Genomic DNA, 24,552 nt, shown 5'->3' with positions numbered 1-24,552 from the left:
ATTGTTCGAATTATGGCGTCAAAACTGACATCCCGGGCACCAGTAAAATGGCCGCGACGATAGCGTGCCCTTCTCAATCAGCGTGCCGCAGCGCCGACATCTCTTGCCCTGGCGATGAAACACCTCAAAGCGAAACGCCGCATCGGCATGGTATTTCTTCATACTGCCGCGCATCTGATACGACAAACGTGGCACCGCCAGCATCGCCTCACTTAATGCATTGAGCTGTGCCTCAGTGAGATCCTGCGCCCGATGCGACGCCAGCAATCCGGCATGCCATAAAATCTCCACACGCAAATAGTTACCCAATCCCGCCAGAAAGGCCTGATCGAGTAACAATCCGCTGAACTGACGGCGACGAAAACGCGGCGATAGCAGCCGCTCACGCACCTCTGCCACCGTTAAAGTGGCATCGAGCACATCGGGCCCCACGCGCTGCAGAAAGGGATGTGCGCCGACGGTATCTGCATTGAGCAGTTCGATATCCGAAGCGCTGTAGAGCAGGATGGTCTGTTCGGCGTTTGCCAACCGCACGCGCAACTGCCGCGAAGTGTTGGGTTCAGTGCCGGTCGGCACCACTCGCCACACACCGTACAATTGATTATGGCTATAGAGAATTAAGCCATTCGAAAAATGCGTCAGCAGTGCTTTGCCACGTGTTTCAAAAGCCGTAATGGTTTCACCCATTAGTGCTGGTTCGTAGGTTTTCAATTCAGGAAAGGCAAACCACACATCAGTGAGTGGCCTGCATTCCATCGCCGCTGCCAGTTGATCCGCCGCACGGCGGATCTCCGGTCCTTCAGGCATAACTTCTCCTGTTAATGCGTCGATCCACCGACCACGCGGATGTCATTTTCAGTGCTCAGCATCACCTGCAACGAGGTTTCCAGCGCCAGGATCACGCTGGCCGTCGCCATACTGGCGACGCCGGGATGGTTCACCGCCTGTTCAGGCATATAGGGGATATGAATAAAGCCCCCGCGTGCCGGACTGTTGGTGGTCTTCAGCCAGTGCAACAGGCTGTACATCACGTGATTACAGGTAAATGTGCCGGCCGTTTGCGATACCGAGGCCGGCACACCCACTTCACGCAGTGCTGCAACCATCGCTTTAATCGGTAAGGTGGAAAAATAGGCGGCAGGTCCATCCATCACGATGGGCTGGTCGATCGGCTGCTGCTGATCGTTGTCGGGAATACGCGCATCATCCACGTTGATCGCCACACGTTCGACGGTGATATCAACACGCCCACCGGCCTGGCCCACGCATAATACTCGGTCAGGTTGAATCTCATCCAGCGCTTGCGTTAGCACCTTTCCGCAGGTGGCAAACACCACGGGTAGCTGGCGTACCACAATTCGGGCTCCGGCAATCTCTTTACCGTCAAAACTGCGCACCGCTTCCCATGAAGGGTTAATGGTTTCGCCACCGAACGGCTCAAACGCCGTCATCAATACCGTTTTCATTGCGACCTCACAAGAACATCAGGAAGTAGAGCAGGAATACGTTTACCACCAACAGTAGCACACCGGTTGGCACCTGAGCCTTGATCACCCCGTTTCGATCCGGCAACTCCAGTAACCGCGCGGGTACGATGTTGAAGTTCGCCGCCATCGGCGTCATCAGGGTGCCGCAATAGCCAGAGAACATGCCAATTGCCGCCATGACCGCCGGATTGCCGCCGTGTTGCAGCACCAGAATAGGAATCCCAATGCCAGCCGTCACTATCGGGAAAGCGGCAAACGCATTGCCCATCACCATGGTTAACAGGGCCATGCCAATCGCATACACCGCAACCGCAATCAGGCGATTGTCCACTGCCAGATACTGTTCAGTCAGATGTGAAATCGCAGTGCCGACGCCCGCGCTGGTGAATAACAGACCAAGCGTGGCAAGAATTTGCGGCAGAATAAATGCCCAACCCACCGCATCCAGCAGGCGGCGAGTTTCCTGCATCGACTGCAGCGGTTTTTCATGGGTGATTTGCAGCGCGATGACCCAGCCCAGCACGCAGCCGACCATCATCGAGAACAGGGTCACCAGCGTTGAATGATTACCCGGGCCAAACACAGCATCTTGCAAACCCGGGATGTTGTTAAACGCCAGCACACCAATCACGGTGACCACCGGAATCGCCAGCGCGGGTAAAAACAGCTTATTACGCAGACGCTGTGCACTTTCGCGCTTCTGCTGATCGCTGCGCTGATGATAGCTGCCGAGGCGCACGCCGCCGAAACCGGCAATTAACGCCATCAACACCACCGCAATGCCGACGCCAATGTGCAGCATGCGTTTACCCGCAGCGGCATCGCCTGCCCACTGCCCCATCAGTTGATAAGCACCATCACCAATCAGGAACATCAGGCCATACAGCGCCCAGAATAAACCGGTGGTAAAGCGTCTTGGGTTAGCCGCATCGCGCCAGGAGAGAACGGCGACCACCAGCAGGATTACACCTGCCAGCCACATCAGATATTGTTGCTGAAACATTATTTCCCGCCTTTGGCGTGCAACGCCTGCTGATTAATGGCACCCAATTCACGCGCCAGCTGGCGGTCAAGGCGCACCAGTCGCGCCGAATGGATCAGGAAGGCACAGAGTGCGGTGGGAATACCCCACAAGGCGATATGCAGCGGCTCGGTGCTAATGCCTGCCGACTCCTGCATAAAGTTGTGCATGAAGATAATCGCGCCGAATGCGACAAAGATATCTTCACCAAAGAACAGCCCGACGTTATCGGTGGCTGCCGACATGGCGCGCAAGCGATGGCGCACTTCATCGGGTACTTCGCCATAGCGGTTTTCAGTGGCGCCTTCTGCCATCGGTGCCAGCAGTGGGCGCACCATCTGCGGATGACCTCCGAGGCTGGTTAAACCGAGTGCCGCGGTGATTTCACGCACGAACAGATAGACAATCAGCAAACGGCCCGCCGTTGCGGTTTTGATCTGCGCGATCCAGCTTTGTGCGCGCTCCTTCAAACCGTGGCGCTCCAGCAAACCGATCACGGCCAGCGGCAGCAGCAAAATCAGCGGCAGGTTGCGGGTGTTCAGGAAGCCGGAACCAAGTTTCTCCAGAATATCGGCCAGCGGCAGATGCGCGGCCAGGCCGGTAACAAAACCGGCAACAATCACCACCAGCACCGGGTTAAAGCGCAACACGAATCCCAGAACGATGGCGGCAATGCCGAGTAACGGCCAGAGATTGACCACGTTATCCATGTTTTTCCCCTCATCAGAAATAAAAAGCCCGATACAGATCGGGCGAGTTGTTATTTGTTATGCGCTGGTCACAGTAATTTGATGGGTAGCAAAAGCCGCACGCAACGTGCGCGCAAATTGCAGCGCATGTGCGCCATCACCATGTAAGCAGACGGTCTCGGCATTCACTTTCACCCACTCCCCGCTGATACTCTGCACCTGACGCTGCTGCACCATGGTGAGCGTTTGCGCCAGCGCCTGCTCGGCTTCTTCAATCATCGCGCCTGGCTGGCTGCGCGGCACCAGTGCGCCGGTTGCCAGATAGCCACGGTCGGCGAATACCTCTTCCCGCGTGCGCAAGCCATGATGCGCAGCCGCCTTGATGGAAGCACTGCCCGCCAGACCGACCAGAATCAATGCGGGATCCACCGCTTTCACCGCGCGGGCAATCGCATCGGCGAGCGTGGCATCCGCCGCGGCCTGGTTGTACAGCATACCGTGCGGCTTCACATGCACTAAACGCTCACCTTCACTTTCGGCGATGCTCTTTAATGCACCGATCTGATAGATCATCTGCGCATACACCGTTTCCGGCGGCAGCTGCATCGCGGTGCGACCAAAGTTCTCGCGATCCGGAAAGCTCGGGTGGGCGCCGATCGCCACACCTGAGGCTTTGGCCCAGCGCACCGATTGCAGCATGGTTTGCGCATCACCGGCGTGGAATCCACAGGCGATATTGGCCGAACTCACCAGCGTTAGCAGCTCCTGATCGCTGGCGCTGCCTTCGCCCAGGTCAGCATTAAGATCAATCTTCATGTGCAAGCCCCCAGGCTATTTGGTCGAAGGAGCGTTGCTGATGTTGTTTCGCCAGCAGCGCTTCTTCTAGTGTGCAATGGATAAAGTGAATCGGCTCACCGAGGCGAATCTGCGCCAGTTGATACAGGTCAGCTTCGATAACACAGGCGATACGCGGATAACCGCCCGTAGTTTGCGCATCGGCCATCAGCACAATCGGTTGGCCATTAGGCGGCACCTGCACTACACCGGGCACTAACCCATGTGACAACAAATCACGCGTGGCTTTACGCTGCAGTTGACGCCCCTGCATGCGGTAACCCATACGATTGCTCTGCGGGCTGAGCTTCCACGGGCTGCGCCAGAAACCTTCCTGGGCTTCGCGGGTGAACTCGTTGTACTCCGGGCCCGGCAAGGCGCGAATACGGTTGCCCCACAACAACTGACGTACGCCCGCTTTGCCTTTGAAGGTGCGGGAGGGTTTGCCCAACGGCAACTGATCGCCATCCTGCAACTTACGACCCTGGAAACCACCAAAACCAGCTTTGAGATCGGTACTGTGCGAACCGAGCATCTCATCGATGGCGAAACCACCATTCACTGCCAGATAACTGCGCATACCGCGCACCGGCATCGCCAGTGATAAGACCTGGCCTTTTTTCACCGGTAAGCGCCAGCCAGTCCACACCGGTTTGCCATCCAGATCGGCATTACAACCTGCTCCGGTCAGCGCAAACCAGCCGTCACGTTTAAATTCCGCTTTAAACTGGCCAAGCACCATCTCTAATACCGCGCTCTCTTCCGGGTTGCCCACCAGCATATTGGCGGTACGCATTGAGGGTTGATCCAGCGCTCCGCTAACGCTAATACCATATTGCCGCCAGCCGGTACGACCCTGATCCTGAATCGAGGTCATCAATCCGGCACGTAGAATGTTTAACATACGCCCTCCTGTTGCGGCACAAAGCGCACGCTGTCACCGGGGCGCAGCAGTGTCGGCGGGTGTTGTAAGGGGTCAAACAGGCTGACGGGCGTATGGCCAATTAGCTGCCAACCGCCAGGTGCGGCCAATGGGTAGATACCCGTCTGACTGCCACCGATGCCGACTGATCCACTGGGAACGATAACTCGCGGTTCAGCACGGCGCGGCGTGTGCAAACGCTCATCCAATCCGCCCATATAGGGAAAACCCGGCTGGAAGCCGATAAAATAGACCACGTAATCAACACTGCTGTGCAGCTCGACGACCTGCTTTGGCGTCATGCTGGCGCCATCTGCCACCACCTGCAGATCAGGCCCACCCGAGCCACCGTACACCACCGGAATCTCTACCCGACGCGATTCAGGGATCTGTTCTTCACTCTCTTCCCACCAGCGCTGTAAACGCTCGATGGCATCCAGTGCATTCAATTGCGGATCGCGCAGTAGCAGCGTCAGGTTATTCATCCCCGGAATCACTTCCTGAACCTGTTCATTGTGCTGCAGGCGCTGGCACAGTCCCCAGATGCGCTGCTGGCTGGCGAGTGAAACGGGGGGTTCCAGCTCCAGTACCACTGCTCGCTCACCCAGTAGATAACAACGTGCTCGTTGCAAAACCCACCTCCCGGTCATGATTAGCGCGGACAAAAAATGTCCACAAATCGCTTTGCTTATAATGAAAGTCAATAAGTTATGCGAAAGTGACAGAGATGTGTCAACAGATTTGCGTCCTTAACGTGGATTAAGGACGCAGAGAGAGAGATCAGGCAGGATTGTCGATATCAATAAAGGTTACGTCGAGGCCATAGCTCTGCGCCAGCCATTCGCCCAGCGCCTTGATACCGGCGCGCTCGGTGGCATGATGTCCGGCGGCGAAAAAGTGCAGACCTTGTTCACGTGCGCTGTGAATGGTTTGCTCAGAAACTTCGCCCGTGATAAATGCATCTACACCAAAAGCAGCCGCGCTATCGATAAAGCCCTGTCCGCCGCCACTACACCAGGCGATACGTTTTATCAGTGCCGGGGCATTATCACCACAGTGCAACGGTTTACGACCTAAACGTTCGGCGATTTTCGCCGCCAGCGCTTCACCGCTCAACGGTTCAGTCAATTCGCCCCACGGCACCAGCGGCTGAATTTCCCCTTTCACGTCAATATCAAATAACTTTGCCAGCTGCGCATTGTTGCCGAGCTGCGGATGGGCATCGAGCGGCAGGTGCCAGCCATACAGGTTGATATCATTGAGCAGCAACGTGCGCAGGCGTTGGCGTTTCATTCCTTTAATCAGCGGCGATTCGCTTTTCCAGAAATATCCGTGATGGACCAGAACAGCGTCAGCATTGCGCTTGACCGCTTCATCCAGCAGCGCCTGACAGGCGGTCACGCCCGTGATGACAGTTTTCACTTCCGCGCGACCCTCTACCTGCAAACCATTGGGTGCATAGTCACTGAAGGCGCTGGTGTTCAGCTGCTGATTAACAATATGTTCTAACTCAACATGATTCATTTAGTACGGCTCCCTGATCGCCTCAGGCCGCGCTGCGCGCGCGCTCAAAGGCGTCTAGTGTCTTTTTACGTGCGTCCTTATGTTCCACGATTGGCGCGGGATAATCGAGTTTCTTATTGTTTTTCTTCGCCCACACCTGCGGCTGATGAATGTCACTCTCCGGCACATCTTTCAATTCCGGTAGCCACTGACGGATAAATTCGCCTTTCTCGTCAAAGCGTTCCCCCTGAGTCGTAGGATTGAATATGCGAAAGTACGGTGCCGCGTCGGTGCCCGTTGAGGCCGCCCACTGCCAGCCACCGTTGTTGGCCGCCAGATCGCCATCGATCAGTTGCTGCATGAAGTAGCGCTCACCGTCATGCCAGTCGATCAGCAGGTCTTTTACCAGAAAGCTGGCAACAATCATGCGCAGGCGATTGTGCATCCAGCCCAGTGTGTTGAGTTGGCGCATTGCCGCATCGACGATGGGATAACCGGTTTTGCCCTGCTGCCAGGCGGTGAGATGCGCCTCGTTTTTCTGCCACTGTACGTTATGCGTCCACTCCACAAACGGCTGGTGCTTGCACAACGCTGGAAAGGCCACCATCAGATGACGGTAAAACTCGCGCCAGATCAGTTCATTAAGCCAGGTAAAGGCTTTACCCTCGTTCAGTGCATCTGGGTGTTCTTTCAGAATACGATGCAAACATTGGCGCGGAGACAGCACCCCAATCGCCAGATAAGGCGATAAGCGGCTGGTGCCATCTAGTGCCGGTAAATCGCGCACCTCAGGATAGTGCTGCACCGATTGTTTGCCGAAATGGCGCAATTGCTTCAGCGCTGCCTCTTCCCCAGCGGGAAACAGCGATGCATCGAAATCTTCCTGCGGATAATCAAAAGCAGGGATTTTCTTACCCGCACTGATCGGCGCATCACGGCGCGCTTTCGGTGCATGATGACACTCCGGTAACCCCTGATGCAGTCGACGGACAAAGGCGCGGCTGAACGGTGTGAAGACTTTAAACATGGTGTGATTGCCGGTCTGCACGCTGCCAGGCGGCAATAACAGGCTGTCATCAAAGCCCTGACAAATTACGCCCTGGGCATCGAGACGCTTTTCGGCGGTCGCATCACGTTCGCGCTCATTAATTTCATACTGATAGTTGTAATACAACTCATCCACCTGATGCTGGTCGCAAAACGCACTCAGGTAATCCACAGAAGCAGCAAAGTCATCGCACTGATGGTAATGCAACGGAATACCGCGCTCGGCCAGTGAATCTTGCAACGCACACAGATTCTGATGAATAAAAGCCGCCTGCCTCGGTGCCATATGGTGTTGCTGCCACTGTTTGGGCGTGGCAATAAACAGCGCCAGCACCCTGGCATGGCTGTCGCGGCAGGCAGCAGCCAGCGCAGTGTTGTCATTGATGCGCAGATCGTTACGCAACCAGACTAAGTGGGTGGTCATAATGCTCCGGGATTATTGTCCGTAGCGCAGACGCAGCGCTTCCGGGTAAGGATCAAAGTAACGTTGCTGCGCCAGCCACGGATGCGGATATTCCGCCATATAGTGTTTCAGCATGGTGATGGGAACCAACAGTGGCTGGACGCCAGTGCGATAACGATCGATTAGCTGTGCCAGTTCCTGACGCTGCGGTGACGACAACTGCGGGCGGAAGTAGCCCTGCACATGCATCAGCACATTGGTATGATTACGACGCGAAGCTTGATGTGACATCAAATGCATCAGGCGAATCCGGTATTCATAGGCGTAATCATCCAGCGAATCCCACTGCTCCATCGCGGCCACAAAGCGTCCCATCTCGCGATACTCATCCTGCGCATGCGACAGCAGCAGCAACTTGTATCGACTATGGAAGGCGATCAGCTTGTGGCGGGTTAAACCGCTGCGCCACATTTCATTGAACTCATGCAGCGCATACACGCGGCCCATAAAGTTTTCGCGGATAGCATCATCATGCAAACGGCCATCTTCCTCTAAAGGCAGCCATGGCATCTCTTTTTGCAGAAAAGCAGTGAAAACGCCGGTGCCCGCTTTGCGATTGTCATTGGTATCGGGCTGATAGACGCGCACGCGCTCAAGACCGCAGCTGGGTGATTTTGCGCAGAGAATATAGCCGCAAAGGTGATGCAGGGATTTCACGCGATCGGCCGACCAGCGCTCCATCTCATCGGTCACCTCTTGCCCGCCATCTTTACTGAAACAAAGATGGATTTGATCATCCGACTCTTTGACCAGACGCAGTGCGGGACGCGGCGTGGGCAAGCCAATTGCCATTTCCGGACACACCGGTTCAAAGCGGATAAAGGGAGTCAGTTCTTCAGTTGCAAAAGCGAAACGCTTGTGGCCACCGTCAAAACGGACCTTATCCCCGAGCAGGCAAGCGCTGATACCGACAGGAATTTTTTCGCTCATACTTGTACAACCTCCAAATTCTTGTAGAGGTTTAAGTGTAGCTGAAACGGCGAGGGATAACAGCGGGTAACCGGGGAATACAGACAAAGTTTAGAATAAAAAAACCCGGCGCTTGATTGAAGCTGCCGGGTTCTTAGAGAGTCGAGAGAGCACTTACCAGTGGATGCTGCCTATCGCTTCTGTCTGCGCCAGCCAGACTGGCTTGGTGCTGGTCTTACACCAGACGCGGTGCAGATAGCTATAGAAACGGGCACGATCCTGGCGGAACAGCATGACGGGCAAGGCAAGTATGCCGACCAATACCGCCAGAAAACGGCGCAACACGATTTTATAGAGTGGATATGCCTGATACATGATTGCCTCCTGGGGTAATTTTTGCATTGAAATGTGATCTGCCTCAGATATTACGCCTGGTTGTGTAATTTTACTACTCATCCGACCACTAATTTCGGTCTTTTTTTGTGCTTTTCGACTTTCGCTGAAAGTAAGTTACATAATTGTAAAAATATGGATATTGCACCGTTACAAACATCATGACGGACGCGGTGACCAATTCTTGATAAAGTGCCGTGTTAACTTTACCTGTGGCAGGAGTCAGCGTGACGACCATCTTGATTGTTGAAGATGAAAAAGAGATTCGCCGTTTCGTGCGCCTGGCGCTGGAAGGCGAAGGTCTGAAAATTGTGGAAGCGGAGCAATTACAGCGCGGGCTGATTGAAGCAGCGACACGAAAGCCGGATTTAGTGATCCTCGATCTTGGGCTGCCGGATGGCGACGGCAACGACTTTATCCGTGAAGTGCGCCAGTGGAGCAGCATGCCGGTGATTGTGCTGTCTGCGCGCAGTGATGAGCAGGACAAAATCGATGCACTGGATGCCGGTGCCGATGATTATCTGACCAAGCCGTTTGGTATTGGCGAATTGCTGGCCCGCGTGCGCGTGGCGTTACGTCGCCATCAAAGCAGCCAGCCTGAGCCGATCGTGAAATTTGGGGAGGTGAGTGTCGATCTGGCTGCGCGCCGCGTGCTGCGTAACGAACAGGAAATTCACCTGACGCCCACCGAGTTTCGCCTGCTGAGTTTGTTGCTGAACAATGCCGGAAAAGTGCTGACGCAGCGTCAGTTGCTGAATCAGGTGTGGGGGCCGAATGCGGTGGAGCACAGTCATTATCTGCGCATTTATATGGGACACCTGCGCCAGAAGCTGGAAAGCAATCCCACCCAACCCAACCATCTGCTGACCGAAACCGGTATCGGCTATCGGTTTATGCCATAAAAAAACGACCCATGTTGTCACATGGGTCGTTCCATAGAAAACGCGTGAAAAGGCGCACATAGCGCGCCTCGACGTTTAATTACGCGTTTTTCAGCACTTCGCTGACAATCTCTACGGCTTCTTTCTCGATCTGCTGGCGATGCTCAGCGCCAAGGAAGCTTTCACAGTAGATTTTGTAAGCGTCTTCCGTGCCTGACGGACGCGCAGCAAACCAACCGTTTTCAGTCATCACTTTCAGACCACCGATTGACGCGCCGTTGCCCGGTGCTGCGGTCAGACGTGCAGTAATCGGATCGCCCGCCAGCGTGTCAGCACTCACCATTTCCGGTGACAGCTTAGACAGTGCCGCTTTTTGCGCTGAGGTCGCCGGCGCCTGCAGACGGTTATAGCTTGGCGCGCCGAAGCGTGCTGCCAGTTCGTCATAGTGCTGCTGCGGGTTCTTGCCGGTCACCGCAGTGATTTCGGCTGCCAGCAGGCACAGGATGATACCGTCTTTATCGGTTGACCAGGCGGAACCATCGAAGCGCAGGAAGGAAGCTCCCGCGCTCTCTTCGCCGCCGAAACCGAAACTGCCATCAAACAGACCATCAACAAACCATTTGAAGCCGACTGGCACTTCAACCAGCTTGCGACCGATGTCGTTGACCACGCGGTCAATCATTGCGCTGGAGACCAGGGTTTTACCCACAGCCACATCTTTGCCCCACTGCGGGCGATGCTGGAACAGGTAGTTGATCGCTACCGCCAGATAATGGTTCGGGTTCATCAGGCCAGCAGGCGTGACGATGCCGTGACGGTCGTAATCCGGGTCGTTACCAAACGCCAGATCGAACTTATCTTTGTACGCCAGCAGACCGGCCATCGCGCACTCAGACGAACAGTCCATACGCACCACGCCATCTTTGTCCAGATGCATGAAGCGGAAAGTCTGATCGACTGCATCATTAACGATGGTCAGATCCAGCTTGTAATGTTCAGCGATACGCTGCCAGTACGCGATACCGGAACCACCCAGCGGATCAACGCCGATTTTCAGGCCCGCTTTCTGGATTGCCGGGAAGTCAATGACCTCAGCCAGACCTTCCACATAAGGCTGAATCAGATCCTGCTCAACGATATGGCCGCTTGCCCAAGCCTGATCCAGTGGCAGACGCTTCACGTCTTTCAGCTCACCTTTGATCAGCTGATTAGCGCGATCTTCCACCACTTTGGTGACGTTGGTATCAGCCGGGCCACCGTTTGGTGGGTTGTACTTGATGCCACCGTCTTCTGGCGGGTTGTGTGAAGGCGTGATGACGATACCGTCCGCCTGCGCGCCACCGCGTTTGTTGTGTTCCAGAATGGCGTTGGAGATCGCCGGCGTTGGCGTGTAGCCATTGTCCTGCTGCACGATCACATCTACACCGTTCGCCGCCAGCACTTCCAGCACCGACAGAATGGCCGGCTCAGACAGTGCGTGAGTATCTTTACCCACGTAGCACGGACCGGTGATGCCATTCTTTTTGCGCTCTTCCGCGATGGCTTGCGCAATCGCCAGAATGTGCACTTCATTGAAGCTTTGGCGTCCCGCGCTACCGCGGTGGCCAGAAGTGCCAAATTTCACCGCATGGTCCGGGTTCGCCACATCTGGCTTCAGGACGTAATACTGCGAGGTTAATTGTGCAACGTTAATCAAATCGCTCTGCTGGGCGGGCTGCCCGGCACGGGGGTGATTGGCCATTGGCGCTTCTCCCTGACGCTTCAGTTTAAATGGTGCCGCGAACTTTCTCTGTCAGTTCCTGAGGGAACTGCATCGCCAGCATGATGTGTTCCACCATGCTGCATTTGCGGCCTGTATTGGTATTGGTGATCACCCAGTACGGTGTGCCAGGAACGTGCTTCGGCTTAGTATGGGTGCCATTTTGCAGCAGCGTATGCTCGTCACCCGCAAAATAGACGCGAGTGCGGCCCTGCAGCGAGGCAGTGGCTTCAGCAAAGGCAGCTGGATCAAGACGATAGAGCGTTGACAGTACCAGCATAAAGCGATTAACCGCCTTATTCTGCTCAGCATACTCATCAGAGAGCAGCAGTTCACGCACGGCGCGTACGCGATCCTGAGGACGCGCTTCGCTGCGCACTGGCTGCGCTTCCTTGACCGAAGCCGAAGCCGCAGCGACAGGTGCAGTCGGTGCGGTCTGGCCCGCGGTAAACTTCAGCATGCGGCGCAAAATATCCGAGGCGCTTTCACCAATGTGCTGCGTGTGGCTGGCAATATAACGGTAGAGTTCTTCGTCAACTTCAATCGTTTTCATCTTATTCCGTACAATTCTGGCAAATGACAGAACCACGCTTTATTGCAACGGCCTTAGCAAAATCGAGCTGTGCAAAACGTGAGCGGGCTCTAACATAAGGATTATAAAGTTAAATCCGTGGCAGCCGATAGCGCTGGCGTCGTTTCAGGGCAAAAGTCGGAATATGCCCTAATGCCTGGCCGGCTGGCTCCTGGACAGGTGAATCCATGATACCCTAAGCCAAGGTCACAACCGTAAGAACTTTAGCCATGATTTTGAACGCCCGTCTGCAAACTGAACAATCTCCCCCTGAAGCGTCCCCGATTCTGTTAATTCATGGCCTGTTTGGCAGCATGGATAACCTTGGCGTGCTGGCACGCGGCGTACGGGATGCTCGCCCCACGCTACAAGTGGACGTACGCAACCATGGTTTATCTGAGCGCAGTGAGGTGATGAATTATCACGCCATGGCGCAAGATATCGTTGAGACGCTGGATGCACACCAGATTGAACGCGCTGGCGTGATAGGTCACTCGATGGGCGGTAAGATCGCCATGGCATTGAGCGCAGTGGCCCCCGAACGTATTGAGAAGATGGTGCTGATCGATATCGCGCCCGTGGATTACCAAACCCGCCGCCACGATGAAATCTTTGCCGGTATTCGCGCCGTCACCGCCGCGGGTGTAACGCGTCGTAGCGAAGCGGCCGAGGTGATGCGTCAACATGTCACTGAAGAGGGGGTAATTCAGTTTATCCTCAAGTCCTTTGTCGAGGGCGAGTGGCGCTTTAACGTGCCGGTGCTGTGGGACAACTACACCACGATTTCTGGCTGGGAAGAAGTTCCCGCCTGGCCACATCCCGCATTGTTTATCCGCGGTGGCGATTCTCCTTACCTCGACAATCAGCACCGCGATGCACTGCTACGCCAGTTCCCGCAGGCACACGCACACGTGATTAGCGGGGCCGGTCATTGGGTACATGCTGAAAAACCTGATGCGGTTTTGCGCGCAGTTCGTCGCTTTTTTAACCTGTAAAAGCAAAAGCTTGCCGTATGCGGTTTAGGGTTGGCGTCGCGGATGGTGCTGGAGTATGATGTCGCGCTAAAAATTTGCCGCGGATGATTTTTTCGCCGTGGTCGGGCCGATAATGTATAAATCGCGCAGCGCCTTTCCGCCGTTCGCGCCCACTCAGTTTCACAAATCATGGCAAAAGAACAGACAGACCGTACCACGCTTGATCTTTTTGCAGACGAGCGGCGTCCTGGTCGACCCAAAACCAGCCTGCTGACACGTGACGAACAGTTGCGTATCAACAAACGTAACCAGCTCAAGCGCGATAAAGTGCGAGGGCTGCGTCGTGTTGAGCTGAAAATGTCCAGCGAAGCGGTTGACGCCCTGAACACGCTGGCCGAGCAACAAAACATCAGCCGCAGCGAGTTGATTGAACAAATGCTGCTGGCGCAACTCAAACTGTCTTAGCGCGCTGACCGCACGCAGGAACACAAAGTTCAGGCTTTACTCGTTCCGCCCTTTTCAACGGTCTGCTATCATTCGCTAACATGTGCAGTCAATTGACTTACTTTCACAATCAGGCTTTAAGAGGTTACTTAACCCATGGCAATCGTAGGCATTTTCTTCGGCAGCGATACCGGCAACACTGAAAACATTGCAAAAATGATCCAGAAACAACTGGGTAAAGATGTCGCCGAAGTGCATGACATTGCTAAGAGCACCAAAGAAGATCTCGCAGCGTTCGACATCCTGCTGCTGGGCATTCCTACCTGGTATTACGGCGAAGCACAGTGTGACTGGGATGACTTCTTCCCTTCGCTGGAAGAGATCGACTTTAATGGCAAACTGGTGGCGCTGTTTGGTTGTGGCGACCAGGAAGACTACGCAGAATATTTCTGTGATGCGATGGGCACGATTCGCGACATCATTGAGCCAAATGGCGCGGTGATCGTGGGCCACTGGCCGACCGAGGGCTATCATTTTGAAGCCTCTAAAGGTCTGGCCGATGACAAACACTTCCTCGGCCTGGCAATTGACGAAGACCGTCAACCTGAGCTGACCAACGAACGTGTTGATGCCTGGGTGAAACAGATTTTTGATGAGCTGCAGTTAAAAGAGATCATCGAAGCCTGATGCCTCGCCTCCCCAATGTGAGCGCTGGCTCACATTGGGACAAAGGAATTTCCTATAAAAATAATAGCTACGGTTTTTTAACTTTTCCCCGCAAATCTGTAGAATACCCGCAATGGTCATCCGCTTATTCCTCTGATTGTTGACTGAGGCTGAGTGAAATGGAAACCCAAACCACACCGTTCCGCGCTGACGTAGGCGATGTTTATCCTTACGACTTTTGTTGATTTGCGCGATACCCCGGTTTTCATTTCACTGCTTGAGTTCTATAATGAGACGCAAATGAGAATACGTGTGACCTAAACATTCAAGGCCCCTGCGCCGTAAGTGACATGCAAAGTAACAGGACAATATCCGAATGACTGACAACAACTCCGCATTGAAGAAGGCTGGCCTGAAAGTCACTCTGCCAAGATTGAAAATTTTGGAAGTGCTTCAGGGACCGGGCCCCGAGTCCCATCACGTCAGTGCGGAAGATTTGTATAAGCGCCTGATCGATATGGGCGAAGAGATTGGCCTGGCAACGGTATATCGCGTTCTTAACCAGTTTGATGACGCGGGTATCGTCACCCGTCATAACTTCGAAGGCGGCAAATCCGTATTCGAACTGACTCAGCAGCATCACCATGACCACTTGATCTGCCTGGATTGTGGCAAAGTAATCGAATTCAGCGATGAATCAATCGAAACGCGTCAGCGTGAGATTGCCACTCGCCATGGCATTAAACTCAGTAACCACAGCCTGTACTTGTACGGCCACTGTGCACTGGGAGACTGCCGCGAAGACGAGACGCTCCACGATAAGTAATTGAGTGTGCTATGCAATATAAAAAAACCGGTGCTGGTCACCGGTTTTTTTATGCCTGTTATCAAGCGATAAAGGTCTCGTGGAGGTAGCGCCAGCGAGGAATGGTGGTGCTGCAATCCAGCACAGCCAAAGAGATGCGCGTTTGATGGGTGCCGTTCAACATCTGCAGTTCACGATACTGAATCGTCACTTCCTGGCTCTGTTGAGAAATGATGGCATGCTCACTGGTGGCAATGCGCAGCCCTTCCCGCTGACCGTGCAGTTTGCGAAACAGCACTTCGGTCTCATTCAGATCCAGCTGCTTACCCAGCGGCGTCACCATTTTGAAATCCGGGTGAAAGTGTGACAAAAGCAGTTCCATGCTGTCATCACTGCCTTCTACCTGGTTAAAAACACGTTCAATAAGCTGATGTAATACCACCACACTATGCTTAGCTTCCAGGGCGAGACTTGTCATTTTATTTCCTTTGATAACCCGCAGAGCTTTGTTGAGAGCGCATAGCCTACCTGAAATACAATTTTTCACACTCGCAAATGGGTTAATTTTGCTAAAGTCAGAATTGTCGCAAAATAGACAACAAGCTCAGCTTGCCGCCTTCAGCATAATTAATTGCCCGTGGCGAATTACAGGCAATAAAAAAGGGCGATTGCTCGCCCTTTCATGATCATATTGTGCTATTGACGAAAGATATTACTCGCCAATCTTCGCGAAAGTATCGCGCAGTCCAACCGTGCGGTTAAACACCAATTCACCCGGCTGTGAGTAGACGCTATCGGCACAGAAATAACCTTCACGTTCAAACTGATAAGCTGCGGTAGTGGCCGCCTCACGCAAACCAGACTCCACGAAGCCCTGTTTGATCTCCAGCGAGTTCGGGTTAATGGTGGTGAGGAAATCCTCAGCCGCCGCGGGGTTTGGCACGCTGAACAGACGGTCGTAAAGACGGAACTCAGCTGGCAGTCCATGAATGGCGGAAACCCAGTGGATCACACCTTTCACTTTGCGACCATCCGCCGGATCCTTGCTCAGGGTGTCAACATCACAAGTGGCATAGATGCAGGTAATGTTACCCTCTTCGTCTTTCGCCACACGCTCAGCACGAATCACATAAGCATTGCGCAGACGCACTTCTTTACCCAGAACCAAACGTTTGTACTGTTTGTTGGCTTCTTCACGGAAGTCAGCGCGATCGATCCACACTTCACGGCTGAACGACACTTCACGCGTGCCCATCTCCGGCTTGTTTGGATGATTAGGCATGGTCAGCGTTTCTTCGTGGCCGGCGGGCAGGTTTTCGATCACCACTTTCAACGGGTCAAGTACCGCCATCGCGCGTGGTGCGTTCTCATTGAGATCGTCACGAATACAGGATTCCAGCGACGCCATCTCAACGATATTGTCCTGTTTAGTCACGCCGATGCGGCGGCAGAATTCACGAATCGAGGCCGCGCTGTAACCACGACGGCGCAGACCTGAAACGGTCAGCATGCGGGGATCGTCCCAGCCTTCCACCACTTTCTCGGTGACCAACTGCGTCAGCTTGCGCTTCGACATCACCGCATATTCCAGATTCAGCCGCGAGAATTCGTACTGGCGCGGATGCTGCGGAATGGTGATATTGTCCAGCACCCAATCGTAAAGGCGACGGTTGTCCTGGAACTCCAGCGTACACAATGAGTGGGTAATGCCTTCGATCGCATCCGAAATGCAGTGGGTGAAGTCGTACATCGGGTAGATGCACCACTTGCTGCCGGTCTGATGGTGATCGGCAAACTTAATGCGGTATAGCACCGGATCGCGCATCACAATGAAGCTCGATGCCATGTCGATTTTGGCACGCAGACAAGCTTTACCTTCCTCGAAACCGCCATCACGCATTTTCTGGAACAGCGCGAGGTTCTCTTCCACGCTGCGGTCGCGGTACGGGCTGTTTTTACCCGCCGCAGTCAGGGTGCCGCGATATTCACGGATCTCTTCCGCTGACAACTCATCAACGTAAGCCAGACCTTTATTGATCAGCTCAACGGCGTAGTTAAACAGTTGGTCGAAATAGTCTGAGGAGTAACGAATGTTGCCGCTCCACTCAAAGCCCAGCCATTGCACGTCACGCTTGATGGATTCAACGAACTCCAGGTCTTCTTTCACCGGGTTAGTATCGTCAAAACGCAGGTTGCACTGTCCTTGATAATCTTGGGCGATACCAAAGTTCAGGCAGATTGATTTCGCATGGCCAATATGCAGATAACCATTGGGCTCAGGCGGGAAACGGGTATGCACACTGCTGTGCTTACCGCTCGCCAAGTCTTCGTCGATGATCTGACGAATAAAGTTCGTTGGGCGGGCTTCAGCCTCACTCATCTCAAAATCCTCAAAACAATAGCGGGTGATTTGTACCACGAAGTAACGGAGTATGATCCACAAAGCGCAGGAGGGAAACAACCGTTTGTTGGTCGTTTTAAAACAAAAAAGGCAGGAATTGCTTCCTGCCTTCTGGCTAAATCACAAGGACTTAGTTTTTCACTTCATACAGCGGCGTGACGCCTGCAACCACCGAACCGCTGGCCAGCAGATTCAGTCCGGCGAAATCATCGCTGTTGCTGACCACCACCGGGCTAATCATTGAGCGCGCGTTGGCGTTGAGGAAGTCCAGATCCATCTCCAGAATCGGCTGACCGGCAGTGACGGTTGCTCCCTCTTCTACCAGACGTGTGAAGCCTTTTCCTTCCAGCGCCACGGTGTCCAGGCCCATGTGCACCACGATCTCAACGCCGTTAGCGGCTTCCAGACAGAACGCATGGTTGGTGTTGAAGATTTTCACCACGGTACCGGCGATCGGAGCCACCACCGTTTTGTCGGTTGGCTTGATTGCCAGACCATCGCCCACCGCTTTGCTGGCGAACGCCTCATCCGGCACCGCGTCGAGCGCGACAATCTCACCGGTCACCGGTGCCACCAGCGTAGCAATCACCGCTTTTTCAGTGTTCAGCACGGCCTGGGGTTTAGTCACGACCGGCGCAGCGGTGGCAGGAGCGGAAGCCGCAGCAACCGGGCCTTTGCTCAATACCGTTTTCATTGCGGAGGCGATGCTTTCAGCCTGAGTGCCGACAATCACCTGCACGCTCTGCTTGTTCAAACGAATCACACCAGACGCACCCAAACGTTTCGCCACGCCTTCATTCACCTGGGCTGAGTCTTTGACGTTCAGACGCAGACGAGTAATGCAGGCATCGATGTTGGTCAGGTTGTCTGAACCGCCGATGGCGGCAATGTAACGACGTGCCAGTGATTCGGTCTGGCTTTCACCGTTACCGCTGTGATCAACGTTGACGTCGTAGCCGTCAGTTTCATCGCCCGCAGACAATTCACGACCCGGCGTCATCAGATTGAATTTCTGGATAGTGAAACGGAATACCACATAGTAGATGGCGAAGAACACCAGACCTTGTGGAATCAGCATCCACCAATTCACCGCCAGCGGGTTACGCGTTGACAGCACCATATCCACCAAACCGGCACTGAAGCCGAAGCCTGCAATCCAGTGCATGCTCGCAGCAATAAATACCGAGATACCGGTCAATACGGCATGGATCACATACAACACCGGTGCCACGAACATGAAGGAGAATTCCAGCGGTTCAGTGATCCCCGTGAAGAAGGCCGCGAAGGCCGCAGCCAGCATAATACCGCCGACTTTCGCGCGGTTTTCTGGACGTGCGCAGTGGAAGATAGCCAATGCTGCACCCGGCAAGCCAAACATCATGATCGGGAAGAAGCCCGCCTGATAGCGACCGGTGATGCCCGGGATACCCGTGCCATTCGCGATTGATTGTGCACCGCCAAGGAACTTAGGAATATCGTTAATGCCTGCCACGTCAAACCAGAATACGGAGTTCAGTGCGTGATGCAGACCGACCGGAATCAGCAAGCGGTTAAAGAAGGCATACACGCCTGCGCCCACCGAGCCCATTTTCTGAATGTGCTCACCGAAGTTCACCAGGCCGCCGAAGATGATTGGCCAGATGTACATCAGGATAAACGCCACAACGATCATCAGGAAGGAGACAAGGATCGGCACCAAACGGCGCCCGCTGAAGAACGACAGCGCTTTGGGCAGCTCAACATGGCTAAAGCGGTTATACACTTCAGCGGAGAGAATACCGACCAGAATACCCACGAACTGGTTGTTGATCTTGCCGAAGGCAGCAGGCACCTGATCGACCGGAATCTTCTGAATCATCGCTACTGCGGCAGGTGAACAGAGTGTCGTCACCACCAGGAAGCCCACGAAGCCGGTTAACGCGGCCGCACCATCTTTATCTTTGGACATACCGTAAGCCACACCGATGGCAAACAGCACTGACATATTTTCGATAATGGCAGAACCGGACTTGATCAGCAGAGCGGCCAGCGCATTGCCTGCACCCCAGCTGTCTGGATCAATCCAATACCCTACCCCCATCAAGATTGCCGCTGCCGGCAGTGTCGCTACCGGCACCATAAGCGCGCGGCCGACCTTTTGCAGATATCCTAAAATACTCACCTTTTTCTCCCCCTATGAGACTGGCGTTTGCCGTAGCGCGGGTTGATTTTATTATCCCTACGCTCGGTACCTTGATGACATCTTTCACCACGAGGCGCAGTGTAAAGATAAATTAATTCGCCTCGCAAATTAAAACCACAGTAACTGTGACTTTAATCACCATAATGGACGTTTATCACTGCGAAATGCTAGCCACCACCACAAACTTATTTTATGATGAAAAATATCAGGTCGCACTTTTCCCTGCTGGTTGCGCTTAAACCGATTACGCTTAATGGCAGCAACCTAAACCAGCATCGGCGACAACATTTTCCTAATCTTAATTGAGGTGAAAACATGAGACTGATCCCTTTGGCCACACCGACCCAGGTGGGTAAATGGGCTGCACGCCACATTGTTAACCGCATTAATGCGTTTAAGCCTAACGCAGAACGTCCCTTCGTGCTGGGCTTGCCAACCGGTGGTACGCCACTGGAAGCTTACAAGCACCTGATTGATATGCACAAAGCGGGCCAGGTTAGTTTCAAGCATGTGGTGACGTTCAATATGGACGAATACGTGGGCCTGCCAAAAGAGCATCCGGAAAGCTACCACAGCTTCATGTACCGCAACTTTTTCGATCACGTTGATATCCAACCAGAAAATATCAATCTTCTGAATGGCAATGCGCCAGATATTGACGCAGAATGTCGCCAGTACGAAGAGAAGATTCGCTCTTACGGTAAAATTAATCTGTTTATGGGCGGCGTGGGCAACGACGGACACATTGCCTTTAATGAGCCGGCTTCTTCACTCTCTTCCCGCACCCGCATCAAAACCCTGACGCACGATACCCGCATCGCCAACTCGCGTTTCTTTAACGGCGATGTCGATCAGGTGCCAAAGTACGCTCTGACCGTGGGTGTGGGTACGCTTCTGGATGCCGAAGAAGTGATGATTCTGGTGACGGGCCATCTTAAAGCGCAGGCGTTGCAGGCCGCTGTAGAAGGTAACGTTAATCATATGTGGACCATCAGCTGCCTGCAGCTGCATGCGAAATCTGTGGTGGTGTGTGACGAACCGGCCACCATGGAACTGAAAGTGAAAACCGTGAAATATTTCCGCGAAATGGAAGCGGAAAATATGAAAGGTGTGTGAGAACACGTTGTGAAAAACCTGCTGCCGTAAGGTGGCAGGCTTAGCCGGGAGAGAAAAACGATGTACGCATTAGTGAACGGCCGGATTTTTACCGGTCATGAAATTCTGGACAATCATGCAGTGGTGATTGCAGATGGCCTGATTGAGCGCGTGTGCCCACGAGATGCGCTTGATGCAACGATGACACAGCAGGATGTGGCTGGTGCGTTTATCGCTCCCGGATTTATTGATTTGCAGTTAAACGGCTGCGGCGGCGTGCAGTTTAACGATGATATCGATGCGCTGAGCGTGGAAACGCTGGAAATCATGCAGCGTGCCAACGAAAAATCAGGCTGCACCAGCTATCTGCCAACGCTGATCACTAGCACCAATGCTTTGATGAAGCGTGCCATCGAAACCATGCGCGCCTATCTGGCCAAACACCCTAATCAGGCGTTAGGCCTACACCTGGAAGGTCCATGGCTGAACAAAGCCAAAAAAGGTACCCATAATCCAGATTTGATTCGTCTGCCCGATGCGGAGATGGTCGATTTTCTTTGCGCCAACGCAGACGTGATCACCAAAGTGACGCTGGCGCCAGAAAATGCCGGTGCCGAGGTGATTGGCAAGCTGCGCAATGCCGGCATTATTATTTCTGCGGGCCATTCAAACGCCACTTATGAAGAAGCCAAAGCGGGCTTTAGTGCGGGTGTCTCTTTTGCCACTCACCTTTATAATGCCATGCCAACCTTTGCAGGGCGTGAACCTGGTCTGATCGGTGCGCTGTTTGATTCACCTGATGTATACTGCGGCATCATTGCGGATGGTTTACATGTCCACTACGCTAACGTGCGTAATGCAAAGCGCATCAAAGGTGACAAGCTGGTGTTGGTAACGGATGCGACCGCACCCGCTGGCGCGTCAATTGATAAATTCATTTTTGCAGGCAAAACAATATACTATCGCGACGGCCTTTGCGTTGACGAAAACGGTACCTTAAGCGGTTCTGCGCTCACCATGATTGAAGCGGTGCAAAACAGCGTCGAACATTGCGGTATCGCGCTGGATGAAGCTTTGCGCATGGCAACGCTCTACCCGGCCCAGGCAATGGGTGTGGAAAAACAGCTGGGTTCAGTGACAGCAGGAAAAGTCGCTAACCTCACTGTCTTTACCCGCGATTATCAAATCACTAAGACGTTAGTCAATGGAGACGACGTCCTCAGCGAGTAAGTACTGAATGACCACTGGCGGCCAGACTCAAATAGGAAATGTCGATCTTGTCAAACAACTCAATAGTGCAGCCGTTTACCGGCTAATTGATCAACAAGGGCCGATATCGCGCATACAGATCGCCGATCTCAGCCAGCTTGCGCCCGCCAGCGTCACGAAAATTACCCGCCAGCTTATTGAGCGCGGCCTGATCAAAGAGGTAGAGCAACAAGCCTCTACCGGTGGTCGCCGCGCCATTTCCATCATTACCGAAACTCGCCATTTTCATACCATCGGCGTTCGCTTAGGACGCAATGATGCCACGCTGACATTATTCGATCTGAGCGGAAAATCGCTGGCGCAGGAAGATTATCCCCTGCCTGAGCGCACCCAGGAAACGCTGGAGAATGCGCTGTTCAATGCCATCACGGCATTTATGGCGGCGCATCAACGCAAGATTCATGAATTAATCGCGATCGCGGTGATTCTGCCAGGCCTGGTGGACCCGATTAACGGCATTATTCGCTATATGCCGCACATCGCTGTCAGCCACTGGCCGCTGGTATCCAGCTTGCAGAAACGCTTTAACGTCACCAGCTTTGTCGGTCACGATATCCGTAGTCTGGCGCTGGCGGAGCACTATTTCGGTGCAAGTCGTGACTGTGCAGACTCCATACTGGTGCGTTTACATCGCGGTACCGGCGCGGGCATCATCGCTAACGGCCATATTTTCCTCGGCAGCAACGGCAACGTGGGCGAAATTGGCCACATCCAGGTCGATCCCTTGGGTGAGCGCTGCCACTGCGGCAACTTTGGCTGTCTGGAAACGATTGCCGCCAATGGCGCGATTGAAAATCGCGTGCGCCATTTGCTCAACCAGGGCTATCCCAGCACGCTGACGCTGGATAACTGCCTGATGCCGCAAATTTGCCGTGCCGCCAACCAGGGCGATGCGCTGGCCTGCGAAGTGATTGAGTATGTAGGGCGTTATCTCGGGAAAGCGATTGCGATTGCCATTAACCTGTTCAACCCACAAAAGGTGGTATTGGCGGGGGAAATCACCGACGCAGACAAAGTGCTGTTCCCGGCGATTGAAGGCTGCATTAATACCCAAGCGCTGAATGCCTTCCGCAAAAACCTGCCGGTGGTGCGTTCCGAACTGGATCACCGTTCCGCTATTGGCGCTTTTGCCCTGGCGAAACGTGCGATGCTGAATGGTATTTTGCTGCAGCATCTGCTGGAAGAATAATTGAAGCCTGCCGTCTGGCGGGCCCGACCGGAAGCCAATATGACCATCAAAAGCGTAATCTGTGACATCGACGGCGTGTTGATGCACGACAATACCGCCGTGAAAGGCGCGAATGAGTTTCTGCAGCGCATCCTTGAAAAAGAGATGCCGCTGGTGGTGCTGACCAACTATCCGTCGCAAACCGCTCAGGATCTGGCAAACCGTTTTGCCAATGCGGGTGTCGAGGTACCGGATTCAGTGTTCTATACCTCGGCGATGGCGACAGCCGATTTCCTGCGTCGTCAGGAAGGCAAAAAAGCCTACGTGATTGGCGAAGGCGCGCTGATTCACGAACTGTATAAAGCCGGATTTACCATCACCGATGTGAATCCCGATTTTGTGATTGTTGGGGAGACGCGCTCCTTTAACTGGGAAATGATGCATAAAGCGGCTTTCTTTGTGGCTAATGGCGCACGCTTTATCGCCACCAACCCGGATACCCACGCACGCGGTTTTGTGCCAGCCTGCGGTGCACTCTGCGCCGGTATCGAAACCATCTCCGGTCGCAAACCGTTTTACGTCGGTAAGCCGAGCCCGTATATCATGCGTGCTGCGCTAAATAAGATGCATGCCCACTCGGAAGAGACGGTGATTGTCGGCGATAACCTGCGCACCGATATTCTGGCCGGATTCCAGGCGGGCCTGGAAACCATTCTGGTGCTCTCCGGGGTTTCGACGCTGAGTGACATTGATGCGATGCCTTTCCGCCCTGACTGGATTTACCCTTCAGTGGCCGATATCGACCTGTTCTAAACCTTCTCTTATCGCGTTTACTTATCGCCCTGCCCGCACGTCGTGTGAGCAGGGCGTTTGTTTTTACATCCCTTTATTATGATTCTGTGCGCCGTTAATTGCGCAGGAAATCATCCAAAACGCCAATTCATTAGACGCCATCTAATTTAATTGACATTTAATTAGATGAAATTCAATTTTTAAGCCATCACAACAATCTTTTTATCAAAAGATCGCAATTTAACTTGCGTTGACACCACCTGATAGCGCATTTTCT

Annotated in this window: 25 protein-coding genes; 9 read left to right on the top strand and 16 right to left on the bottom strand. The window is 53.8% G+C overall.

Translation table 11 applies throughout. The features are described 5' to 3' along the window. Positions 1–18: 18 nt before the first annotated feature. The 11 genes from nei to AC6I8L_RS05650 all read right to left on the bottom strand — a co-directional run bounded on the left by nei (position 19) and on the right by AC6I8L_RS05650 (position 9,250). Complete coding sequence (gene nei, locus AC6I8L_RS05700) at positions 19–807, bottom strand: endonuclease VIII (protein WP_058962136.1); 789 nt, start codon at positions 805–807, stop codon at positions 19–21. An 11-nt stretch (positions 808–818) separates the two neighbouring features. After that, on the bottom strand, positions 819–1,466 hold the full coding sequence (gene pcp, locus AC6I8L_RS05695) for a pyroglutamyl-peptidase I (RefSeq protein ID WP_058962137.1): 648 nt from the start codon (positions 1,464–1,466) through the stop codon (positions 819–821). 7 nt (positions 1,467–1,473) lie between these two features. Further along, positions 1,474–2,490: a DUF979 domain-containing protein gene (locus AC6I8L_RS05690; RefSeq protein ID WP_058962138.1), complete on the bottom strand. Its 1,017-nt coding sequence runs from the start codon at positions 2,488–2,490 to the stop codon at positions 1,474–1,476. Further along, complete coding sequence (locus AC6I8L_RS05685) at positions 2,490–3,218, bottom strand: DUF969 domain-containing protein (RefSeq protein ID WP_034829137.1); 729 nt, start codon at positions 3,216–3,218, stop codon at positions 2,490–2,492. Before AC6I8L_RS05685 ends, AC6I8L_RS05690 begins: the two co-directional genes overlap by 1 nt. A 57-nt stretch (positions 3,219–3,275) precedes the next feature. Continuing rightward, the gene (gene pxpA / locus AC6I8L_RS05680) at positions 3,276–4,013 is read right to left on the bottom strand and encodes a 5-oxoprolinase subunit PxpA (RefSeq protein ID WP_058962139.1); all 738 of its coding nucleotides are present in this window, start codon (positions 4,011–4,013) and stop codon (positions 3,276–3,278) included. Continuing rightward, positions 4,003–4,935 carry a 5-oxoprolinase subunit PxpC gene (pxpC, locus tag AC6I8L_RS05675; RefSeq protein WP_058962140.1) on the bottom strand — a complete coding sequence of 311 codons (933 nt, stop codon included), beginning with the start codon at positions 4,933–4,935 and terminating at the stop codon, positions 4,003–4,005. The genes pxpA and pxpC overlap by 11 nt, the downstream gene beginning before the upstream one ends. Then, on the bottom strand, positions 4,929–5,585 hold the full coding sequence (pxpB, locus tag AC6I8L_RS05670) for a 5-oxoprolinase subunit PxpB (protein WP_034829131.1): 657 nt from the start codon (positions 5,583–5,585) through the stop codon (positions 4,929–4,931). The genes pxpC and pxpB overlap by 7 nt, the downstream gene beginning before the upstream one ends. Before the next feature lie 148 nt (positions 5,586–5,733). Then, positions 5,734–6,477: a type 2 GTP cyclohydrolase I gene (locus AC6I8L_RS05665; RefSeq protein ID WP_058962141.1), complete on the bottom strand. Its 744-nt coding sequence runs from the start codon at positions 6,475–6,477 to the stop codon at positions 5,734–5,736. Positions 6,478–6,499: 22 nt separating this feature from the next. After that, positions 6,500–7,927, bottom strand: a complete 1,428-nt coding sequence (gene phrB, locus AC6I8L_RS05660; RefSeq protein WP_058962142.1) for a deoxyribodipyrimidine photo-lyase — start codon at positions 7,925–7,927, stop codon at positions 6,500–6,502. A gap of 12 nt (positions 7,928–7,939) precedes the next feature. Next, positions 7,940–8,896 carry a YbgA family protein gene (locus AC6I8L_RS05655; RefSeq protein ID WP_034829125.1) on the bottom strand — a complete coding sequence of 319 codons (957 nt, stop codon included), beginning with the start codon at positions 8,894–8,896 and terminating at the stop codon, positions 7,940–7,942. 153 nt (positions 8,897–9,049) lie between these two features. Beyond that, on the bottom strand, positions 9,050–9,250 hold the full coding sequence (locus tag AC6I8L_RS05650) for a YbfA family protein (RefSeq protein ID WP_058962143.1): 201 nt from the start codon (positions 9,248–9,250) through the stop codon (positions 9,050–9,052). A 245-nt stretch (positions 9,251–9,495) separates the two neighbouring features. Between AC6I8L_RS05650 and kdpE the strand changes: the two genes are divergently transcribed. Then, positions 9,496–10,170 (top strand): two-component system response regulator KdpE, encoded by a 675-nt coding sequence (gene kdpE, locus AC6I8L_RS05645; protein ID WP_058962144.1) that lies wholly within the window; start codon positions 9,496–9,498, stop codon positions 10,168–10,170. A gap of 79 nt (positions 10,171–10,249) precedes the next feature. On the opposite strand, the gene pgm is transcribed toward kdpE, so the two are convergent. Together pgm and seqA are read right to left on the bottom strand one after the other, a co-directional pair. Further along, on the bottom strand, positions 10,250–11,890 hold the full coding sequence (gene pgm, locus AC6I8L_RS05640; RefSeq protein WP_058962145.1) for a phosphoglucomutase (alpha-D-glucose-1,6-bisphosphate-dependent): 1,641 nt from the start codon (positions 11,888–11,890) through the stop codon (positions 10,250–10,252). A gap of 25 nt (positions 11,891–11,915) precedes the next feature. Beyond that, a complete protein-coding gene (gene seqA, locus AC6I8L_RS05635) occupies positions 11,916–12,461 on the bottom strand; it encodes a replication initiation negative regulator SeqA (RefSeq protein ID WP_058962146.1) in 546 nt (181 codons plus the stop codon). Between the two features lie 248 nt (positions 12,462–12,709). On the opposite strand from seqA, the gene ybfF reads away from it, so the two are divergent. The 4 genes from ybfF (at position 12,710) to fur (ending at position 15,389) form a co-directional block, all read left to right on the top strand. Next, positions 12,710–13,474: an esterase gene (gene ybfF / locus AC6I8L_RS05630; protein ID WP_058962147.1), complete on the top strand. Its 765-nt coding sequence runs from the start codon at positions 12,710–12,712 to the stop codon at positions 13,472–13,474. A 168-nt stretch (positions 13,475–13,642) separates the two neighbouring features. Continuing rightward, entirely contained in the window at positions 13,643–13,918 is a 276-nt protein-coding gene (gene ybfE / locus AC6I8L_RS05625) for a LexA regulated protein (protein ID WP_034829114.1), read from the top strand. 135 nt (positions 13,919–14,053) lie between these two features. Continuing rightward, on the top strand, positions 14,054–14,584 hold the full coding sequence (gene fldA / locus AC6I8L_RS05620; RefSeq protein ID WP_058962148.1) for a flavodoxin FldA: 531 nt from the start codon (positions 14,054–14,056) through the stop codon (positions 14,582–14,584). A gap of 355 nt (positions 14,585–14,939) precedes the next feature. Then, positions 14,940–15,389, top strand: coding sequence for a ferric iron uptake transcriptional regulator (gene fur / locus AC6I8L_RS05615; RefSeq protein WP_058962149.1), 450 nt, complete (start codon positions 14,940–14,942; stop codon positions 15,387–15,389). 61 nt (positions 15,390–15,450) lie between these two features. On the opposite strand, the gene AC6I8L_RS05610 is transcribed toward fur, so the two are convergent. The 3 genes from AC6I8L_RS05610 to nagE form a co-directional block, all read right to left on the bottom strand. After that, positions 15,451–15,846, bottom strand: a complete 396-nt coding sequence (locus AC6I8L_RS05610) for a hypothetical protein (protein WP_038648263.1) — start codon at positions 15,844–15,846, stop codon at positions 15,451–15,453. 234 nt (positions 15,847–16,080) lie between these two features. After that, positions 16,081–17,748, bottom strand: coding sequence for a glutamine--tRNA ligase (glnS, locus tag AC6I8L_RS05605; RefSeq protein ID WP_058962150.1), 1,668 nt, complete (start codon positions 17,746–17,748; stop codon positions 16,081–16,083). A gap of 151 nt (positions 17,749–17,899) precedes the next feature. Then, positions 17,900–19,924: an N-acetylglucosamine-specific PTS transporter subunit IIBC gene (gene nagE, locus AC6I8L_RS05600; protein WP_058962154.1), complete on the bottom strand. Its 2,025-nt coding sequence runs from the start codon at positions 19,922–19,924 to the stop codon at positions 17,900–17,902. Positions 19,925–20,266: 342 nt separating this feature from the next. On the opposite strand from nagE, the gene nagB reads away from it, so the two are divergent. Genes nagB through AC6I8L_RS05580 form a run of 4 tightly spaced genes read left to right on the top strand, consistent with a single transcriptional unit; the run spans position 20,267 to position 24,296 of the window. After that, entirely contained in the window at positions 20,267–21,067 is an 801-nt protein-coding gene (nagB, locus tag AC6I8L_RS05595; RefSeq protein ID WP_058962151.1) for a glucosamine-6-phosphate deaminase, read from the top strand. Between the two features lie 60 nt (positions 21,068–21,127). Further along, a complete protein-coding gene (gene nagA, locus AC6I8L_RS05590) occupies positions 21,128–22,276 on the top strand; it encodes an N-acetylglucosamine-6-phosphate deacetylase (protein WP_058962152.1) in 1,149 nt (382 codons plus the stop codon). Between the two features lie 7 nt (positions 22,277–22,283). After that, the gene (gene nagC / locus AC6I8L_RS05585) at positions 22,284–23,504 is read left to right on the top strand and encodes a DNA-binding transcriptional regulator NagC (protein WP_034829098.1); all 1,221 of its coding nucleotides are present in this window, start codon (positions 22,284–22,286) and stop codon (positions 23,502–23,504) included. Between the two features lie 39 nt (positions 23,505–23,543). Beyond that, on the top strand, positions 23,544–24,296 hold the full coding sequence (locus AC6I8L_RS05580; RefSeq protein WP_034829095.1) for an HAD-IIA family hydrolase: 753 nt from the start codon (positions 23,544–23,546) through the stop codon (positions 24,294–24,296). The last annotated feature ends 256 nt before the right edge of the window (positions 24,297–24,552 follow it).

This window comes from Type-E symbiont of Plautia stali (genome assembly GCF_059731115.1).
The sequence above is the reverse complement of the archived record's forward strand: the minus strand, read 5'-3'. Positions and strand labels throughout refer to the sequence as shown.

Coding starts and splice junctions, on each gene's coding strand:
- nagB (WP_058962151.1), top strand. CDS start 20,267: ATGAGACTGATCCCTTTGGCCACACCGACCCAGGTGGGTAAATGGGCT.
- nagC (WP_034829098.1), top strand. CDS start 22,284: ATGACCACTGGCGGCCAGACTCAAATAGGAAATGTCGATCTTGTCAAA.
- AC6I8L_RS05580 (WP_034829095.1), top strand. CDS start 23,544: ATGACCATCAAAAGCGTAATCTGTGACATCGACGGCGTGTTGATGCAC.
- AC6I8L_RS05685 (WP_034829137.1), bottom strand. CDS start 3,218: ATGGATAACGTGGTCAATCTCTGGCCGTTACTCGGCATTGCCGCCATC.
- nei (WP_058962136.1), bottom strand. CDS start 807: ATGCCTGAAGGACCGGAGATCCGCCGTGCGGCGGATCAACTGGCAGCG.
- AC6I8L_RS05690 (WP_058962138.1), bottom strand. CDS start 2,490: ATGTTTCAGCAACAATATCTGATGTGGCTGGCAGGTGTAATCCTGCTG.
- AC6I8L_RS05650 (WP_058962143.1), bottom strand. CDS start 9,250: ATGTATCAGGCATATCCACTCTATAAAATCGTGTTGCGCCGTTTTCTG.
- AC6I8L_RS05655 (WP_034829125.1), bottom strand. CDS start 8,896: ATGAGCGAAAAAATTCCTGTCGGTATCAGCGCTTGCCTGCTCGGGGAT.
- pgm (WP_058962145.1), bottom strand. CDS start 11,890: ATGGCCAATCACCCCCGTGCCGGGCAGCCCGCCCAGCAGAGCGATTTG.
- AC6I8L_RS05610 (WP_038648263.1), bottom strand. CDS start 15,846: ATGACAAGTCTCGCCCTGGAAGCTAAGCATAGTGTGGTGGTATTACAT.
- pxpC (WP_058962140.1), bottom strand. CDS start 4,935: ATGTTAAACATTCTACGTGCCGGATTGATGACCTCGATTCAGGATCAG.
- glnS (WP_058962150.1), bottom strand. CDS start 17,748: ATGAGTGAGGCTGAAGCCCGCCCAACGAACTTTATTCGTCAGATCATC.
- ybfF (WP_058962147.1), top strand. CDS start 12,710: ATGATTTTGAACGCCCGTCTGCAAACTGAACAATCTCCCCCTGAAGCG.
- seqA (WP_058962146.1), bottom strand. CDS start 12,461: ATGAAAACGATTGAAGTTGACGAAGAACTCTACCGTTATATTGCCAGC.
- ybfE (WP_034829114.1), top strand. CDS start 13,643: ATGGCAAAAGAACAGACAGACCGTACCACGCTTGATCTTTTTGCAGAC.
- phrB (WP_058962142.1), bottom strand. CDS start 7,927: ATGACCACCCACTTAGTCTGGTTGCGTAACGATCTGCGCATCAATGAC.
- AC6I8L_RS05665 (WP_058962141.1), bottom strand. CDS start 6,477: ATGAATCATGTTGAGTTAGAACATATTGTTAATCAGCAGCTGAACACC.
- pcp (WP_058962137.1), bottom strand. CDS start 1,466: ATGAAAACGGTATTGATGACGGCGTTTGAGCCGTTCGGTGGCGAAACC.
- fldA (WP_058962148.1), top strand. CDS start 14,054: ATGGCAATCGTAGGCATTTTCTTCGGCAGCGATACCGGCAACACTGAA.
- nagA (WP_058962152.1), top strand. CDS start 21,128: ATGTACGCATTAGTGAACGGCCGGATTTTTACCGGTCATGAAATTCTG.
- fur (WP_058962149.1), top strand. CDS start 14,940: ATGACTGACAACAACTCCGCATTGAAGAAGGCTGGCCTGAAAGTCACT.
- pxpA (WP_058962139.1), bottom strand. CDS start 4,013: ATGAAGATTGATCTTAATGCTGACCTGGGCGAAGGCAGCGCCAGCGAT.